A 16,639-nucleotide genomic window follows, 5' to 3' on the forward strand; every position below is an offset into this window, starting at 1 on the left:
AAAAACGGGGTGGACACGGGCATCATGAACCCAGTCTAGCGCCCGCCCCGGCAGGGCGACCGGAAGGCCACCCCAATTTCCGCCTCGGTCTAACCCGCCCGCCGCCCGCTGCCGCCGACGACGTTACATTCCGGGGGATGAGAACCGTCACGGTGGGCGTGCTGGGCTGCGGCACGGTGGGACAGGACGTGCTGCACCTCCTGAAGCGCCGCAAGGACATCTTCGACAACCTCGGCGTCGTGGTCGAGGTGGCGGGCGTGCTCGTCCGCGACACCGCCAAGGGCCGCAACGTTCCCGAAGGCACGCCTCTGACCACCGACCCCGCCTTCCTCCAGGAGTGCGGCGTCATGATCGAGGCGCTGGGCGGCATCGAGTCGCCCCTCGCCCTGCTGCGGCCCTACCTGCGTTCGGGTAGGCCCGTCATCACCGCCAACAAGGCCCTGCTCGCCGAGCGGTGGGAGGAATTGCGCGAGTACGCCCTGGACGGTCGTCTCTATTACGAGGCCAGCGTCATGGCGGGCACCCCCATTATCGGGCCGATGAGCACCGTGTTGCGCGCGAGCACCTTCGTGCGGCTCCAGGCGGTCCTCAACGGCACCTGCAACTACATCCTCACCCAGATGGAGGGGGGGAAGACGTACGCGCAGGCGCTGGAGGAGGCCCAGGCGCTCGGCTACGCGGAGGACCCGCCCACCCTCGATGTCGGCGGCTTCGACACCGCCCACAAGCTCACCGTGCTCGCCCGCTTCTGCGCGGACGGGAACTTTCCCTACGAGGCGGTGCAGGTGCAGGGCATCGAGGGGGTGACGTTGGAGGACGTGGCCGGGGCGCGGGCGGCGGGGGAGCGGATCAAGCTCGTCGCGGAGCTTTCCCGCGAGGGGGACGGCTGGCATGCCCGCGTTTCTCCGCAGCGTCTGCCCGAGACTCATCCCCTCTGCACGGCGGGGGCGAGCCGCAACGCGCTCGTGTACGAGGGGGAGGAGAGCGGCACGCTGATCTTCGCGGGGGGTGGGGCGGGGGGGATGGTCACCGCCTCAGCGATAGTGGGGGACTTGCTCGACTGGCTGATCGGGTTCCCGGGGCACGTGCCGCTGCATTGAGGAGTGTGAGGGGTTGGGGGGCGGGGCGACTTGCGACGGTTTGCCCCCACCCCCCAGCCCCCTCCCCCCTGAGGGGGCAGGGGGAGCTTTCCGCTGCGCTCGGCAAGGGCACATGGGCGGCGCGGGTGGTTGGGTCTTTCTCAGCGCAAGGTCGGATCTTGTCGCGTCCCAGTCGCCACCCCACCGTCTCGCTGCGCGAGCAAGGCGGGGCCGTGGGCCAGGAGCGTTCACTCTCTGTCACTCATGGGGCGTCCGGATTGACGTTTTGAATAGCGCGAAGGCTTCAGCTTTTTTCTCCCTCTCCTCTTGCGGGTGACTCGCAGAGCTGCGAAGCAGAGGGGTGGGGTGAGGGGGCGTGTGACCAGCTCCACCGAACCTTCCCCACCCGACACGCTGTCTTTTTGCTCCTCCCCCCTTGTGGGGGAGGCTGGGAGGGGGGGTGTCAGCGACCCCACCGCCCCACCCCCACCTTCCGGCCACCAGTTTCCAAGGGCGGCGAAACGGCCTTTCCACGCCTTGTTCTCTCTTTGTGGAAAACCCGGAGAGCCGCGGAGATGCGGGAGAGTACACCCCCAGCCCTCTTCATTCCACGCTTCCGCTACCCTCTGACGAGCACCACCGCCCCGCGCGCCGGAACCTCCATCTCGGTATCCCCGCCCAGCTCGAAGGTTCGTCCGCTCAGCACGTCCCGGTAGGTGCCCGGCTGCACGCCCGCCAGGGGGAGGCGGGCGGGGTCCTGGCCGCAGTTGAGGGCGACGTGGGCGTTCCCCTCCGCGTGCCTGCGCGTGTAGGCGAGGTGGTCACCCTGGGCGTGGGTCACCTCGAAGGTGCCGCGCCGCAGGGCCGCCGAAGCGTGCCGGGCGGCGGTGAGGGTCCGCGTGAGACCGAGGGTCTGGCGGTCCCAGCCCTCCTCGCCCTGCCAGGGAAAAGCGCGGCGGCAGTCGGGGTCGGGGCCGCCGTGGAGACCCACCTCGTCGCCGTAATAGATGCACGGCGCCCCCAGGTACGTCATCTGGAAGACGGTGGCGAGGCGGTAGGCCGTCGCGTCCCCGCCCACCGCCGTCAGGTAGCGGGCCGTGTCGTGCGAGCCCAGCAGGTTGAGCTGCGCGGCCACGATGTCGGGGTGGTAGAGCCGGGTCACTTCCGTCATACGGCGGGCGAACTGGGCGGCGTCCATCGGCTCCACGCGGCCCGTGCCGCTGCGCTCGTTCATGGGGTGGTCGAGCGTCCGCCCACCGAAAAAGGCCAGGCAGGGCCGGGTGAAGTGGTAGTTCATCACCGCGTCGAACTGGTCCCCGGCGAGCCAGCGGTGGGCGTCGCCCCAGATCTCGCCCACGATATAGGCGTCGGGGTTGATCCCCTTGACCCGGCGGCGGAACTCGCGCCAGAACTCGTCGTCGTCGATCTCGTTGGGCACGTCGAGGCGCCAGCCGTCGATCCCGAAGCGGGTCCAGTGTTCGGCCACCTCCCACAGGAACTCGCGCACGGCGGGGTTGTCCGTGTTGAACTTGGGGAGTGCGCGGTTGCCCCACCACGCCTGGTAATTCGCGGGTTTCCTCTGATGGTAGGCGTACAGCGGCCAGGAGGACACGTGGAACCAGTCACGGTACGCGCTCGCCTCGCCCTGTTCGAGCAGGTCGTTGAACTGGAACAGGCCCCGGCTGGCGTGGTTGAACACCCCGTCGAGCACCACCCGCAGGCCCCGCGCGTGCGCCTCGCCCAGGAGGTGGCGCAGCGCCTCGTCTCCGCCCAGCATGGGGTCCACCCGGAAGTAGTCGTGGGTGTGGTAGCGGTGATTGCTCGCCGACTGGAAGACCGGGCAGAAGTAGATCGCGCTGACCCCGAGGGCCTGGAGATGGTCGAGGTGCTCGGCCACGCCCCACAGGTCGCCGCCCATGTACCCGTGGAGCTGCGGCGGGCTGCCCCACGGCTGGAGGCTCAGCCCCCGCACACGACCGCTGCGTGCGAAGCGGTCAGGGAAGATCTGGTAGAAGATAGCGTCCTTGACCCACTCGGGCGTGACGGAGGGCGACTCGGGGCTCATCGCAGGGCAGGATACCGAGCGGGGCCGCGCCGGAACGTCACAGCACAGCGGAAGAGGGTTAACGCTCCCCGGCCCGCGCGAGCACCAGCGCCCGCGCCTCCTCGGGCGTCCGCACCTCGCCCAGCGCCTGCGCCTCCGCCACCTCCCGCAGCGCCTGACCGACGGCGGGGCCCGGCCCAATGCCCAGCAGCGCCATCACGTCCTCACCCGTCAGGAGGGGCGGGGGGGCGGCGGGCTGCTCTTCCAGCGCCGCGAGCACCCGGTCCATCGCTTCCGCGTAGGCGTGGCGGATCGCCGGGTGGCTGTCGGGCCCGCGCGCCGCCTCGCGGTCGGCGAGCATCAGGCGCAAGAGGTCGGGCAGGAGGTCGCGGCGGCGGTGGACGAAGCGCCGGGCCTCGCGCTCCCCCGCCGGAAGCGGGGCCATGTGCGCCCGCACGAGGGCGGAGGCCCGCTCGACCTGCGCGGAGGGCAGCCGCAGCCGGGTGAGAATCTGCCCCGTGAGCGCCGCCCCGATCCGGTCGTGCTCGTAGAAGGTGGTGCGGCCCGACCGGGGATTGGTGCCCCGCGCGCGCGGCTTGCCCACGTCGTGCAGCAGGGTGGCCCAGCGCAGGGGCAGGTCGGCGTCCGGGAAGCGGGCGAGAAGCTGGTGCAGCGCCTCCACGCCGTGCCCGAACACGTCGAGGTGGTGAAAGCCTCCCTGCATCACCCCGAGGCCCTCCCTCAACTCGGGCAGGGTGAGGGCGAGCAGGCCGAGGTCTTCCATCCGCAGGAGGCCGCGTGCCGCGTCCTCGTGGGCGAGCAGGGCATGCATCTCCTCACGCACCCGCTCGGGCGCGGGCATGGGGAGCGTCCCCGCCGCCAGCTCCGCCGTGACGGCCCTCACCTCCGCCTCTGTCTCCGCCTCCAACCGGAAGCCGAGGGTGACCTCGAAGCGTGCGGCCCGCCACGCCCGCAACGGGTCCGCGCGCAGGTTCGCCGCCGAGACCATCCGCAGCCGCCGTGAGCGGAGGTCGGCCCGCCCGCCCGAGGGGTCGAGCACGTCATGCCTAGCCGTCAGGGCAAGCGCGTTCACGGTGAAATCGCGCCGAAGCAGGTCGTCCGTCACGTCCTCCGGCAGCGGCACGAAGTCGTGTTGCACCCCGGTCCCCGTGTGAACGCGCCAGTAGCCGCGCTCCTCGTCGAGCGGAAAGGCCGAGCCTCCCAGCGCCGCCGCCAGCGTCCGCGCCGCGCCTTCCGGGTCGGGGGCCGCCCAGTCGAAGTCTCTGGGGGCCACGCCGCGCAGCCAGTCGCGGGCCGCGCCGCCCACGAGCAGGGCGCCCGGCGGGAAGGAGGGGAGCGGAGGGCGGCGGCGGAACATGGGGGCCATGCTAGCGGGGCTGCCCCGCCGTCACGGTGGGCGTGTTGGCTTAAGCCTTGCCTCGTCTCCCGGGCTCTGCTAGCCTGGGGCCGCTGGGGATTTAGCTCAGCGGGAGAGCATCCGCTTTGCAAGCGGAGGGTCTGGGGTTCGAATCCCCAAATCTCCACCAGTCAGGAAGCCGCGCCAGGAGCGCGGTTTTTCTTTTCGCCCCGGTGGAAAGACGCAGCCTTGCGGATTTCGGAGCAGGAGCACCGAGTTCCCAAGCGGCAGGATGTTGCTGCCCGCCAGGATGGTTACCCCTCCCCGTGACGTGCCTCGATCCCCCGCAGCAGCACCGCCGCGAAGTGCTCGGCCACCTGCCCAGGGCCGAGGCTTCCCTCAGGACGAAACCAGTTGGGCAGCCAGTTCGCCCCCGAGAGCGCGAGGACGGCGGTGAGCTTGACATCCGTGTCCGGCACGAAGTCTCCCACCGCCACTCCCTCCTGGAGGATGTCGCGAAACACGCGCTCCACCGCGTCGCGCCGCGCTTTGACCTGCGCCTGCCGCTCGGGAGGAAGTTGCCGCCACTCGCTGAAGAGCACTGTCGCATACTCCAGGTTGCGGGTGACCACCTCGGTGTAGGCCGTCAGGGCAGAGCGCAGCCGCTCGGAAGGAGAGAGGGCCTCGTCCCCGGCGGGCCGCAGGGCCTCGTCGAACTCGTCGGCGACCCGGGTGACGATGCCCCACAGCAGCTCCTCCTTGCCCTCGATGTGCGAGTACAGGCTGCCCGCCTTGATCCCCAGCGCGGCGGCGATGTCGCGCATGGACGTGGAGCGGTACCCGACCTCCGAGAACAGCCGGGCCGCCGTGCGGTAAATCTGCTCCTTGCGTTCCGAAGAAGGGCCGGGGGCCGTCGTCATCTCCCGCGCAGGGTAGCAGGTGAGACGGGCCCGGCAGGCACCGGGCAGACGGATTTGACGCCGCCCCTCCCATCTTCTATACTTGCCTAACTACTGTTAGTTCAACTCCCGCGAGCCGCCCTCGCCGCCCCACCCAGGAGGACCCCATGACGACGAACATGGACAGTGTCGTGACGGAGAGTGCCGAGCAGCACGCCGCCTTCGAGGCCCGTATTGGGCGCGGCGAGAAGATCGAGGCTGGCGACTGGATGCCCGCCGAGTACCGCCGCCAGCTCATCCGCATGATCTCCCAGCACGCGCACTCGGAAGTCGTCGGGATGCTCCCCGAAGGCGAGTGGATCACCCGCGCGCCCAGCCTCAAGCGCAAGACCATCCTGATCGCCAAGGTGCAGGACGAGGCGGGGCACGGCCAGTATCTCTACCACGCCGCCGAGACGCTGGGCGCGACCCGTGAGGAGATGCTGGACGCGCTGCTGAGCGGCAAGGCGAAATACAGCTCCATCTTCAACTACCCCACCCACACCTGGGCCGATGTGGGCATGATCGGCTGGCTGGTGGACGGTGCGGCGATCAAGAACCAGACGATGCTCGCCGGGTGCTCCTACGGTCCCTACTCGCGGGCGATGGTCCGCATCTGCTCGGAGGAGACCTTCCACCACAAGCAAGGCAAGGAGATGATCGTTACCTACGCGGGGGGCACGCCCGAGCAGCGGCAGATGGCGCAGGACGCCCTGAACCGCTGGTGGTGGCCCGCCCTGATGATGCTCGGCCCGCACGACGCCGACAGCCCCAACACGGGCGCGCTCGCCAAGTGGGGCATCAAGCTCAAGACGAACGACGAGGTGAGGCAGGAGTTCATCAACGAGCACGTTCCCGAGTTGCTGGAGGCGGGCCTGACCATCCCCGACCCTGACCTGCATCAGGACGCAGACGGCAACTGGCGGCACGGGCCGATCAACTGGGACGAGTTCTGGGCGGTCGTCAAGGGGCAGCGTGGCCTCAATAAGGAACGCCTCGGCGCCCGTCAGAAGGCCCACGAAGACGGCGCCTGGGTGCGCGAGGCCATGCAGGCTTACGCGGCGCGGCAGGTGGCGCAGGCGGCGGACTGAGGCGAAGGCGAACCCCTCAGGCAGCTTCGCTGACAGCTCCCCTTAAAGGGGAGCCGGGCAGGCATCTTGCCTCCCCTTTAAGGGGAGGTGCCCCGAAGGGGCGGAGGGGTCACACGCCGCACCCCCGCCCATCAAGGACCCCAACCCATGACCCAGCCTCAGCCCACCCCCGACACCCAATGGCCCCGCTGGGAGGTCTTCAAGCAGGACGCGCCGAACCGTCCCTGGCAGGCGGTGGGGAGCGTCCACGCCGGGGACCCCGACCACGCCCTGCTCACCGCCCGCAACGTCTTCGCGCGCCGTCCCTCCGCCGTGAGCCTGTGGGCGGTGCGCGAATCCGACATTCTGACCGCTACCCCGGAAGAGATCGCGGCCCGGCCCGAGGTGCTGGAAACTCCCGGTGAAGCGGGCACCTACCACCTGGGGCTCAAGCGGACGCACAAACGCTCCATGACCTTCGTTGACCTCGTGGGCACGCTGGAGGCGAGCGGTCCCGGCGACGCGCTGCGGCAGGCGCGGGAACTGCACCCGGACGCGCTGACCTGGCTCGTCTTTCCCGAATCCGCCGTGGTCCGCACGAGCGACGATCCGGGCACGGTCGAGAGCTGGTTCGCCCCCGCCAAGGACAAGACGTACAAGCAGCAGCAGTATTACGGGGTGATCGGGCGGCGCGTCGGCGAACTCAAGCGGGAGGGCAAGATGCCGGGGCGCGTGAACGAGGAACCCCATGTCGGCGACCATAAGGTCTACGACCACCCGCACGACAGGGCGCCGAAGGTGCAGCGATGACGGGGAGCGGTCAGCCGTCAGCCGTCAGCCGTCAGCAGGAGATGCTCACGCCCGAGCTTCAGGCCGTATTGATCCGCAAGCTCACCGCCCTCGCCGACGACGAAATCATCCTGGCGCACCGGGACGGCGAGTGGACCGGGCACGCGCCCATCCTCGAAGAGGACATCGCCCTCGCCAACATCGCGCAGGACGAGTTGGGGCACGCCACGCTCTACCTCGACCTGCGGCGTGCGCTCGACGGCTCTGACTCCGACCGCCTCGCCTTCTTCCGGGACGCGGGCGAGTTCACGAACGTCCGCCTCGTCGAACTGCCGAAGGGCGACTGGGCCTTCACGATGCTGCGCCAGTTTCTCTTCGACGCCTACGAGGCGCTGTGGCTGGACGCGGCGCGGGGGAGCACCTACGCCCCGCTTGCCGAGGTTGCCGCCAAGGCCGTGCGCGAGGAGAGGTTCCACCTTCAGCACACCGCCCTGTGGGTGGAGCGCCTCGCCCTCGGGACCGAGGAGAGCCGCCGCCGCACGCAGAACGCGCTGAATGAGCTGTGGCCCCACGTCGCCCAACTGTTCGACCCGGTGCTCGGAGAGGCGGAGTTGGTGGCCGCCGGAATCGTCCCCGACCTCGGGGAAGTCCGCGTCCGCTGGGAGGGTTTCGTCGTGCCTCACCTCACTGGGAAGTGTGGCCTTCTCCTGCCGATGACCCTGGCAGAGGTGGCGGAAGGGCGGGACGTGCACACCGAACACCTCGCCCCCCTCCTCGCCGAGATGCAGGGCGTGGCGCGACAGCACGCGAACGCGGAGGTGTGGTGATGGAGCGGTCAGCGATCAGCCGTCAGCTTTCAGCAGATGACGTGTGGGCCGCCCTCGCCCACGTTCCCGACCCCGAGATTCCCGTCGTGTCCGTCACCGATATGGGCATGGTGCGGGATGTGGCGGTGGACGGCGGGCGGGTGACGGTCACGTTTACCCCCACCTTCTCCGGCTGCCCCGCGCTGCACGTCATCCGCGAGTCCATCGGCGAGGCGGTGCGGGCGCTGGGCGTGCCCGACGTGGAGGTTCGCAGCACCCTCACGCCCCCCTGGACGACCGACTGGATTCAGCCCGACGCCCGCGAGCGGCTGCGCCAGTACGGCATCGCGCCCCCCGCCCCCGCCGGAGACACCCCCCTCATCACCCTCGACCCCGAACCCACCCGCTGCCCCCGCTGCGGCTCGCTGAACGTGAGAATGACGGCTAGCTTCGGCCCGACGCTGTGCAAGAGGTTGTACGTGTGCGAAAGCTGCAAGGAGCCGTTCGAGGGGTTTAAGAGTGTTTAAAACGGAAACCGAACGCAGAGGACAGGTAACCGTAGATGGAGGGAACAACAGATGACTGCAACGGATACGCCTGTCTTTCGCCCGGACTTCCCGACCGAATGGCAGCCTATTGTTCATCAGGTGTCTGATACGCTCCGTTCTCTGGCGTTGCGCGAGGATGTCAAGGCTTACCTGGAACAAGACCCGGTTCTACTTGCGATTTTCCAGAGGGTGAGCAGGCGCTATGTCGCAGGAGAAACGCGGGAGGAAGCGTTAGCTCGAATTGCCGAGATTAACGCCCGTAGTCATGCGGCCACTGTGGATTACATGGGCGAGAGCTGCCGTGATGCTGGAAAAGCGAGAACCGAGACACAAGCTATCTTGGAGCTTGCGGCGGCTCTGGGCGAGCGGGGGCTGGAATCGTCCCTGTCCCTGGACATTTCGCATGTCGGATCACTCGTTGACGAAGATCTCTGTTACGAGAACATGTGCCACATCGCGCGGGCTGCCCAGAACATCGGTCAGGAGGTCATGATCTCGATGGAGGGGTCAGACCGCACGGACGCCACGCTCGAAATGTATAACAGGCTGCATAAGCGGCTAAACGAGCAGTTCGGGAACGTGGGCATCACCATCCAGGCCAGGATGCTTCGCACGGAGCGCGATCTTTCGCGCCTTCTCGAACGGCCTGGCCGAATTCGGCTCGTCAAGGGGGCTTATCATGAAAGCCCCTCGGTGGCATACCCGTTCGAGAGCACGGAGACGGGAGACGCCTACCGCCGTTATGCTCGGCAACTCATCGCGTCCGGCCACCCGTGCTCCATAGCAACCAGTGATCCCGGAATTCACACGGATTTGCAAGCTTTTATCGAGGCAGAGCACCATCGGGAACAGCCGTTCGAGTTTGAGATTCTGATGGGGCTGGGCAGCGAGCGCCTCGATTCTCTCCGTTCGAGGGGCTACCGGACTCGGGAATACGTCGTCTTCGGTAGTGAGTGGTTTTTGTATGTCTGCAACCGCATTGCCGATCAACCCATCCGTGTCCTCCAGGCGGTCGTTGACGCGATAGGGATAGATTTGGGCGGGCGGCGGCAGTAACGGCTTTCGAGCCTTCATTCTTTTGCTCCCGGCTCTGCACATCCGTTCTCGTTGACGAACAAGGAATTCCATGACCACCCTTCCCACCCCCGATATCCTGCGCCCCGCCTCCTACGTGTACGGCACCTGGCACGCGGGCGCCGACGGGCAGACGCTCGTGGACGCCGTGTATGGCCGCCCCGTGGCCGTCATCTCCTCCGAGGGGGTGAATTTCGGCGAGGCGTTGCGCTACGGGCGCGAGGTGGGCGGCCCGGCGATCCGGCGGCTGACCTTCCACGCGCGGGCGCGGGCGCTGCGGGCGCTGGCCTCATACCTGCTGGAGCGCAAGGAGGACTATTACACCCTCAACCTGCTGACGGGCGCGACCCGGCGCGACGGCTGGGTGGACATCGAGGGCGGGATCGGGACTCTGTTCAGCTACGCGAGCATGGCCCGCCGCGACCTGCCCGACGAACGCTTCCTGCCCGAAGGCCAGGTGGAGCGGCTGGGCAAGGGCGGGACCTTCGTGGGCCGCCACCTCCTCGTGCCGCGCGAGGGCGTGGCGGTGCAGATCAACGCCTACAACTTCCCGGTGTGGGGGATGCTGGAAAAGCTCGCGCAGGCCTTCGTCGGCGGGATGCCCAGCCTCGTCAAGCCCGCGCCGCAGACGGCCTACCTCACCGAGCGGGTGGTGCGCGACATCATCGCCTCGGGGCTGCTGCCGGAGGGGGCGCTGCAACTCGTGACGGGGGAGCCCGGCGACCTCCTCGACCACCTGGAGGAACAGGACCTCGTGGCCTTCACGGGCTCGGCGGCGACGGCAGCGAAGCTCAGGATTCACCCGAACATCGTCGCCCGCAACGTGCCCTTCAAAATCGAGGCCGACAGCCTCAACGCCTCCGTGCTGGGCCTGACCGTGCGGCCCGGGGACCCCGAGTTCGCCCTCTACGTCAAGGAGGTGGCGCGCGAGATCACGAGTAAGGCCGGGCAGAAATGCACCGCGATTCGCCGCGCCATCGTGCCCCGTGACTGGGTAGAGGAGGTCGTGGAGGCCCTGCGCCGCGAACTCGGCAAGGTGACCCTGGGCGACCCCGCCCGCGACGACGTGCGGATGGGCGCCCTGGTGAGCACCGACCAGCGCGAGCGGGTGCGGGGGACGCTGGATGCCCTGCAACGTGAGGCCCGCCTCGTCATCGGCGGCGAGGAGCGCGAACTGCTGGGCGGCGACCGCGAGAAGGGAGCCTTCCTCGACCCCACCGTGCTGCTGTGCGAGTCGCCCCTCACGGCACGCGGCCCGCACGAGTTGGAGGCGTTCGGCCCGGTCGCTACCCTGTTCCCTTACGACACGCTGGAGGACGCCGCCCGCCTCGCCGGGATGGGGCGCGGCTCGCTCGTCGGAAGCATCGTCACCCACGACCGCGCCGAGGCCACCGAACTCGTCCTGGGGATGGCGAGCACGCACGGTCGCCTGTTGGTCCTCAACCGCGAGAACGCGGGGGAGAGCACCGGGCACGGCTCGCCGCTTCCCCAACTCCTGCACGGCGGCCCCGGGCGGGCGGGCGGCGGCGCGGAGCTGGCGGGCCTCGCGGGCGTGCGGCACCACATGAACAAGGTCGCCGTGCAGGCCGATCCCACCACCCTCACCGCCGTCACGCGCGAGTACGTGCCGGGGGCCCAGGTGCGCGAGGACGTGGTGCATCCCTTCCGCAAGACCTTCGAGGAGTTGCAGGTGGGTGACAGCCTCCTGACCCCGCGCCGCACGGTGACGGAGGCGGACGTGAGCGCCTTCGCGGGCCTCTCCGGCGACCGTTTCTACGCGCACACCGACGAGATCGGGGCGCGGGAGAGCCTGTTCGGGCGGCGGGTGGCGCACGGGTACTTCGTGCTGAGCGCGGCGGCGGGGCTGTTCGTGGATCCGGGGGTGGGGCCGGTGCTGGCGAACTACGGGCTGGAGGGGCTGCGCTTTACCGAGCCGGTGGGCTTCGGCGACACCATCCGCGCCCGCCTGACCGTGCAGAGCAAGACGGCGAAGGACCCGAGGCCGGGCGAGCCCACCACCGGGGTCGTGAAGTGGCGGGTAGACGTGACCAATCAGAACGAGGTGCTCGTGGCGACGTACTCGATCCTGACGCTGGTGGCGCGGGAGGAGGGGACGGCCCATGCCTGACCCGGCGGTAACATCAGCCATGTTCAACCCGTCTGCGGAGGCCATGCCGCTTCCCGCCCTGCGCGCCCTGCAATTGGAGCGTTTGCAGGCCACCGTCGCCCGGCTGAACGAGCGCGTGCCCGCCTACCGGGAGAAGTTCGACCAGGCCGGGGTCCTGCCCGACGACCTGCGGACGCTGGCCGACCTGCGCCGCTTCCCCTTCACCCGCAAGAGCGACCTGCGAGACGGCTACCCCTTCGGCCTGTGCTCGGTGACCCGCTCCGAGTTGCGCCGCGTTCACGCCTCCAGCGGCACGAGCGGCAAACCGACCGTCGTCGGCTATGACGAGAACGACCTCGACGTGTTCGCCGAGGTGGTCGCCCGCAGCCTGTACGCGGCGGGGGCGCGGCCCGGGATGCTCTTCCACAACGCCTACGGCTACGGCCTGTTCACGGGCGGGCTGGGGACGCACGCGGGCGGCGAGCGGCTGGGGCTGGGCGTCATCCCCGTGTCGGGCGGCGGCACCGAGCGGCAGGTGCAGATCATCGAGGACCTGGAGCCCGAGGTGATCGCCTGTACGCCGAGCTACGCCCTCGTCCTCGCCGACGCGCTCTCCCGGCGCGGGCACACCCCGGAGACCCTCAGCCTGCGCTACGCCGTCCTGGGCGCCGAGCCCTGGTCGGAGACGATGCGCCAGGAGGTGCAGGCCCGCCTGGGCGTGAGGGCCACCAACATCTACGGCCTCTCGGAGATCATCGGCCCCGGCGTCAGCAACGAGGACGCGGAGGAGCAGCGCGGCAGCTACCTCTGGGAGGACCATTTCTACCCCGAGATCGTAGACCCGGAGACGGGCGAGGTGTTGCCCGACGGCGAGTACGGCGTCCTCGTCCTCACCTCCATGACCCGCACCGCCCTGCCGCTGCTGCGCTACTGGACGGGCGACATCACTCGCCTGCTGCCCGGCGAGAACGCCACGGGCCGCACGGTGCGCCGCATGGACGCCATCCGGGGCCGCAGCGACGACATGATCATCCTGCGCGGGGTGAACGTGTACCCCACCCAGATCGAGGCGGTGCTCGCGCACCTGTCCGAACTCAGCCCGCACTACCAACTGGTGCTCTCCCGCTCCGGGATGATGGACGAACTCATGCTCCGGGTGGAGAGCACGACCCTCGACGGAACCCTTCGCCACGAGGTCGTCCGGCTGGTGAAAACGCAGGTGGGCGTGTCCATCGCCTGCGAGCTGTGCGAGGTCGGCAGCCTGCCCCGCAGCGAGGGCGGCAAACTGCGGCGTGTGCTGGACCTGCGGGAGAGCCGTTGACCGCGCCCGACCTGACCCTCTACCGGGAGCGCTTCGCGTCCCTGAAGTTCGGGGCGCACCCGGACGGGATTCTCGAACTCATCCTGTCGAACGAGAAAACGCTCAATTCCGCCGACGCGACCATGCACCGCGATCTGGCGTACGTGTGGCGCGAGGTGGACCTCGACCCCCGGGTGCGCTGCGTGGTCGTGCGCGGGGAGGGCCGGGGCTTTTCCTCCGGTGGGGACCTGGGCCTGGTGGCGGAGATGGCCCAGTCGTGGGAGACGCGCGCCCGAGTTCACAAGGAAGCGCGCGACCTCGTCTACAACATCATCAACTGTTCCAAGCCCGTCGTGAGCGCCATTCACGGGCCCTGCGTCGGGGCCGGGCTCGCCGTCGCCCTCCTCGCGGACATCAGCCTCGCGGCGCCTAACGCCCGCATCCTCGACGGCCACACGCGGCTGGGAGTCGCCGCCGGAGATCACGCCGTCATGGTCTGGCCGCTGCTGTGCGGGCTGAACAAGGCCAAGTATTACCTGCTCCTCAACGAGCCGCTGAGCGGGGCGGAGGCCGAGCGGATCGGGCTGGTCAGCCTGTGCGTGCCGGAAGAGGAACTGCTGGGCCGCGCCTTCGCCGTCGCCCGGCGTCTTGCCCAGGGCAGCCCCACCGCCGTGCGCTGGACGAAGGAGGCGTTGAACAACTGGCTGCGGCTGGCGGGGCCGAGTTTCGACGCCTCGCTGGCGCTGGAGTTCCTGGGCTTCTCGGGGCCGGACGTGCACGAGGGCGTGGCGTCCCTGCGGGAGAAGCGCCCGCCGAACTTTCCCGACGCGGGTGAGGGTTGAGGCCCGCCTGTCAGAAGCTCATCACCCTCTTCCCCCACCCTGGGGTATGCGTCCTTTCCTCCTCCCGCTGGCCCTGGCGACCCTGCTCCCCGCGGCACACGCAGCCACGGCCTCCCCGCTGAGCGGCACGTGGCAGCTCACCCACGTGCAGGGCCTGGGGGGCGGCCACGTCTCCCCGGGCACGGCCTACCTCGTGATCGCGGACGGCACAGTGCAGGGCCGCTTCGGGTGCGGGGGCTTCGACGGGTCCGCCCAGGCCGCCGACAGCAGGGTCGCCCTCAATGTCCGGCCTCTCGCCCCCACGCCCGGTGAACGCTGCCCCTTCGCCATCCCGGAGGCGTTCCTCGCGGCGCTGAACGGCGCGGAGCAGTACGTCGTGGGCGGGGGGGCGGGACAACTCGTGCTGTTTTCCAAGACGACCCGGCTGACCTTCGAGCGCCCGGGAGGCTCGGGCGACGAGCGCTAACCCTCAAGCGGGCACGAAATCGAAGACGACCACCTCGGGCAGGCAGTTCAGGCGGAAGGGAATGGTCGTCACGCCGAGCCCGCGAGAGACGAAGCCGGGCGCCGGACCCCGCACGAGGCCGGAGGCGAACCGGCGCCCATAGCGGCTGGACGTGACGACGGGCCAGGGCCCGGGCAGGCACACCTGGCCCCCGTGCGTGTGCCCGCACAGGGTGAGGCCGACGCGCCCCGGCACCTCGGGCAGGAGATCGGGGGTGTGGCTCAGGAGGAGCACGGCGCCGTGGGCCGGAGCGTGGGCGAGGGCCGCCCCCAGGTCCACCCGTCCCCGCCGCAGGTCGTCCACGCCCGCCAGGAACAGGTCCTCCCGCAGTCTCACGCCCCCGTTGCGCAGGAGGCGCACACCGGCCCGCCGGAGGTCCAGCTCGAACGCCTCCCGCACCCCCTGAACCGTTTGCCGGGAGCGCCGGGCCACCTTGCCCACGTACTCGTGGTCGTGGTTGCCCCACACCCCCCAGACGCCGAGGGGGGCGCGCAGCCGGGCGAGTTCTGGAAAGAGCGGGGCGGGGGAGACGACGGACTCGGCGTCCACGAAGTCCCCCGTGACGAGCACCACGTCGGGCCGCAGGGCCAGCGCCGCGTCCACCCACACCCGCACCGACCCGCGCCCGATGTAGGCCCCGTAGTGGAGGTCCGAAAGCAGCACCACCCGCAGCGGGGCACGCAGGCCGGGCAGCCCGCGCTCGTGGCGATTGACCTCGAAGGTGTACGCCTGCGCCAGCGCGACTCCGGCGAACGCACTCAGGCCCAGGGCGCCCAGCCAGGCCGCCGCGTGCCTCACCCCTCCCGCCGGAACGCCACCTTTCCGTGCACCACCGTCAGGGTCGGCCAGCCCCTCAGGGTCTCGCCCGCCCAGGGGGTGAACTTGGCCTTGCTCCGGAACTCGGCGGGGTTGACCTCGCGCTCGGTGCCCAGGTCCAGCACCACGAGGTCGGCGGGGGCGCCCTCCTCCAAGGTTGGCTCGGGCCAGCCCATCACGCGGGCGGGGGCCCCCGTCATCAGGTCGAGCAGCTTCTCCAGCCCCAACCGCTCCCCGAAGCGCGTCCACATCAGCGGGAAGGCGATCTCGATGTACGCGATGCCGGAGGGCGCACTCAGCAGGTCGCGCTCCTTCTCCGCCCGCGTGTGCGGCGCGTGGTCGGTGGCGAGGCAATCCACCGTGCCGTCGAGCAGCCCCTTGAGGAGGTGGTCGGCGTCCGCCCGGGTCCGCAGCGGCGGGGCGACCTTGTAGATCGCGTCGAAAGACCGCAGCGCCTCGTCCGTCAGCGTCAGGTGGTGTGGGCAGACCTCGCAGGTCACGGGCAGGCCGCGCGCCTTCGCCTCCCGCACGAGGTCGAGCGCGCGGGCGGTCGAGAGGTGCTGGACGTGCAGCCGCCCGCCTGTCTGGGCCACGATCTCCAGGTCGCGGGCGACGCGGGCCGCCTCCGCCGCCGCGGGGTTGCCGGGCAGGCCCAGTTCCTCGGACACCGGCCCCTCGTTCATCACCCCGTCGGCGCGCAGGGAGGCGTCCTCGGCGTGGACGCTCACGACCATGCCGAGGGAGCGGGCGTACTCCAGCCCCAGGCGCAGCACGCGGGCATTCTCGTTCGTCCGCCCGTCGTCGGTGAACATGACGGCCCCCGCCTCCTTGAGGTAGGTCAGCTCCGCCAGTTGCTCGCCCTGCTGCCCCTTCGTCAGCGCGGCGGCGGGCTTCAGCCGGGCAAGACCCAGCCCCTCCGCTCGTTCGATCAGCGCCCGCACGGTGGCCGGGTCGTCCACGACTGGGAGCGTGTTGGGCATGGACACGACCGTCCCGTACCCCCCCGCCGCCGCCGCCGCGAGCCCAGAGGCGAGGTCTTCCTTCTCCGTCTGCCCCGGCTCGCGCAGGTGGGCGTGCAGTTCGATGAGGGCGGGTGCGACCGTTCCACCTTGCCCGTCAACGACTTCCCCGAGTTCGCCGAGGTTCCAACCCTGGATGACGCCGTTTTCGACCGTGATGGATTCGAGCCGTTCGGAGCCGGGGCGTTTGATGTTGGTGATGGTGAGTTGTGTCATTTCAGTTCCTTGAATGCAGCAGAACGCATCGGCCCTTTTGCTCCTCCCCCCTTGTGGGGGAGGCTGGGAGGGGGTGAACGCAAGCGACCTGCGGCGCGGCCTGTGGAAGAGGCAGGGCATCTTGCCCAC

Annotated in this window: 15 protein-coding genes and 1 tRNA gene; 11 read left to right on the forward strand and 5 right to left on the reverse strand. The window is 69.7% G+C overall.

The features are described from left to right. Positions 1 to 137 precede the first annotated feature (137 nt). Positions 138 to 1,100: a homoserine dehydrogenase gene (locus tag A7B18_RS12740; protein WP_102127073.1), complete on the forward strand. Its 963-nt coding sequence runs from the start codon at positions 138 to 140 to the stop codon at positions 1,098 to 1,100. Positions 1,101 to 1,698: 598 nt separating this feature from the next. Here A7B18_RS12740 and A7B18_RS12745 read toward each other — a convergent pair. Together A7B18_RS12745 and A7B18_RS12750 are read right to left on the reverse strand one after the other, a co-directional pair. Then, a complete protein-coding gene (locus A7B18_RS12745; RefSeq protein WP_102127074.1) occupies positions 1,699 to 3,144 on the reverse strand; it encodes a glycoside hydrolase family 13 protein in 1,446 nt (481 codons plus the stop codon). Positions 3,145 to 3,202: 58 nt separating this feature from the next. After that, positions 3,203 to 4,501 carry an HD domain-containing protein gene (locus A7B18_RS12750; protein ID WP_102127102.1) on the reverse strand — a complete coding sequence of 433 codons (1,299 nt, stop codon included), beginning with the start codon at positions 4,499 to 4,501 and terminating at the stop codon, positions 3,203 to 3,205. A 94-nt stretch (positions 4,502 to 4,595) separates the two neighbouring features. Between A7B18_RS12750 and A7B18_RS12755 the strand changes: the two genes are divergently transcribed. Next, positions 4,596 to 4,670 (forward strand) — tRNA-Ala (locus A7B18_RS12755). A 124-nt stretch (positions 4,671 to 4,794) separates the two neighbouring features. Here the strand turns inward: A7B18_RS12755 and A7B18_RS12760 are convergent. Then, a complete protein-coding gene (locus tag A7B18_RS12760; RefSeq protein WP_102127075.1) occupies positions 4,795 to 5,400 on the reverse strand; it encodes a TetR/AcrR family transcriptional regulator in 606 nt (201 codons plus the stop codon). A 146-nt stretch (positions 5,401 to 5,546) separates the two neighbouring features. Between A7B18_RS12760 and paaA the strand changes: the two genes are divergently transcribed. The 9 genes from paaA (at position 5,547) to A7B18_RS12805 (ending at position 14,420) form a co-directional block, all read left to right on the forward strand. After that, positions 5,547 to 6,509 (forward strand): 1,2-phenylacetyl-CoA epoxidase subunit PaaA, encoded by a 963-nt coding sequence (paaA, locus tag A7B18_RS12765; protein WP_102127076.1) that lies wholly within the window; start codon positions 5,547 to 5,549, stop codon positions 6,507 to 6,509. Between the two features lie 147 nt (positions 6,510 to 6,656). After that, complete coding sequence (locus A7B18_RS12770) at positions 6,657 to 7,298, forward strand: phenylacetic acid degradation protein (protein ID WP_102127077.1); 642 nt, start codon at positions 6,657 to 6,659, stop codon at positions 7,296 to 7,298. Continuing rightward, positions 7,295 to 8,104: a 1,2-phenylacetyl-CoA epoxidase subunit PaaC gene (gene paaC / locus A7B18_RS12775; RefSeq protein ID WP_180970145.1), complete on the forward strand. Its 810-nt coding sequence runs from the start codon at positions 7,295 to 7,297 to the stop codon at positions 8,102 to 8,104. Before A7B18_RS12770 ends, paaC begins: the two co-directional genes overlap by 4 nt. After that, positions 8,104 to 8,610, forward strand: coding sequence for a 1,2-phenylacetyl-CoA epoxidase subunit PaaD (gene paaD / locus A7B18_RS12780; RefSeq protein ID WP_102127079.1), 507 nt, complete (start codon positions 8,104 to 8,106; stop codon positions 8,608 to 8,610). The genes paaC and paaD overlap by 1 nt, the downstream gene beginning before the upstream one ends. Before the next feature lie 51 nt (positions 8,611 to 8,661). Then, positions 8,662 to 9,687 carry a proline dehydrogenase family protein gene (locus A7B18_RS12785; RefSeq protein WP_102127080.1) on the forward strand — a complete coding sequence of 342 codons (1,026 nt, stop codon included), beginning with the start codon at positions 8,662 to 8,664 and terminating at the stop codon, positions 9,685 to 9,687. A 70-nt stretch (positions 9,688 to 9,757) separates the two neighbouring features. Then, positions 9,758 to 11,833, forward strand: coding sequence for a phenylacetic acid degradation bifunctional protein PaaZ (gene paaZ / locus A7B18_RS12790; protein ID WP_102127081.1), 2,076 nt, complete (start codon positions 9,758 to 9,760; stop codon positions 11,831 to 11,833). A 19-nt stretch (positions 11,834 to 11,852) separates the two neighbouring features. Beyond that, positions 11,853 to 13,133 carry an AMP-binding protein gene (locus tag A7B18_RS12795; RefSeq protein ID WP_102127082.1) on the forward strand — a complete coding sequence of 427 codons (1,281 nt, stop codon included), beginning with the start codon at positions 11,853 to 11,855 and terminating at the stop codon, positions 13,131 to 13,133. After that, positions 13,130 to 13,954, forward strand: coding sequence for an enoyl-CoA hydratase/isomerase family protein (locus A7B18_RS12800; RefSeq protein ID WP_180970146.1), 825 nt, complete (start codon positions 13,130 to 13,132; stop codon positions 13,952 to 13,954). Before A7B18_RS12795 ends, A7B18_RS12800 begins: the two co-directional genes overlap by 4 nt. A gap of 46 nt (positions 13,955 to 14,000) precedes the next feature. Then, positions 14,001 to 14,420 (forward strand): META domain-containing protein, encoded by a 420-nt coding sequence (locus A7B18_RS12805; RefSeq protein ID WP_102127083.1) that lies wholly within the window; start codon positions 14,001 to 14,003, stop codon positions 14,418 to 14,420. Between the two features lie 3 nt (positions 14,421 to 14,423). Here A7B18_RS12805 and A7B18_RS12810 read toward each other — a convergent pair whose 3' ends face one another. Beyond that, entirely contained in the window at positions 14,424 to 15,257 is an 834-nt protein-coding gene (locus A7B18_RS12810; RefSeq protein WP_245872862.1) for a metallophosphoesterase, read from the reverse strand. Continuing rightward, positions 15,254 to 16,510, reverse strand: a complete 1,257-nt coding sequence (locus tag A7B18_RS12815) for a dihydroorotase (RefSeq protein WP_102127084.1) — start codon at positions 16,508 to 16,510, stop codon at positions 15,254 to 15,256. The genes A7B18_RS12810 and A7B18_RS12815 overlap by 4 nt, the downstream gene beginning before the upstream one ends. Positions 16,511 to 16,639: the final 129 nt, after the last annotated feature.

Source organism: Deinococcus planocerae, assembly GCF_002869765.1.
GTDB classification, from domain to species: Bacteria; Deinococcota; Deinococci; order Deinococcales; family Deinococcaceae; genus Deinococcus; species Deinococcus planocerae.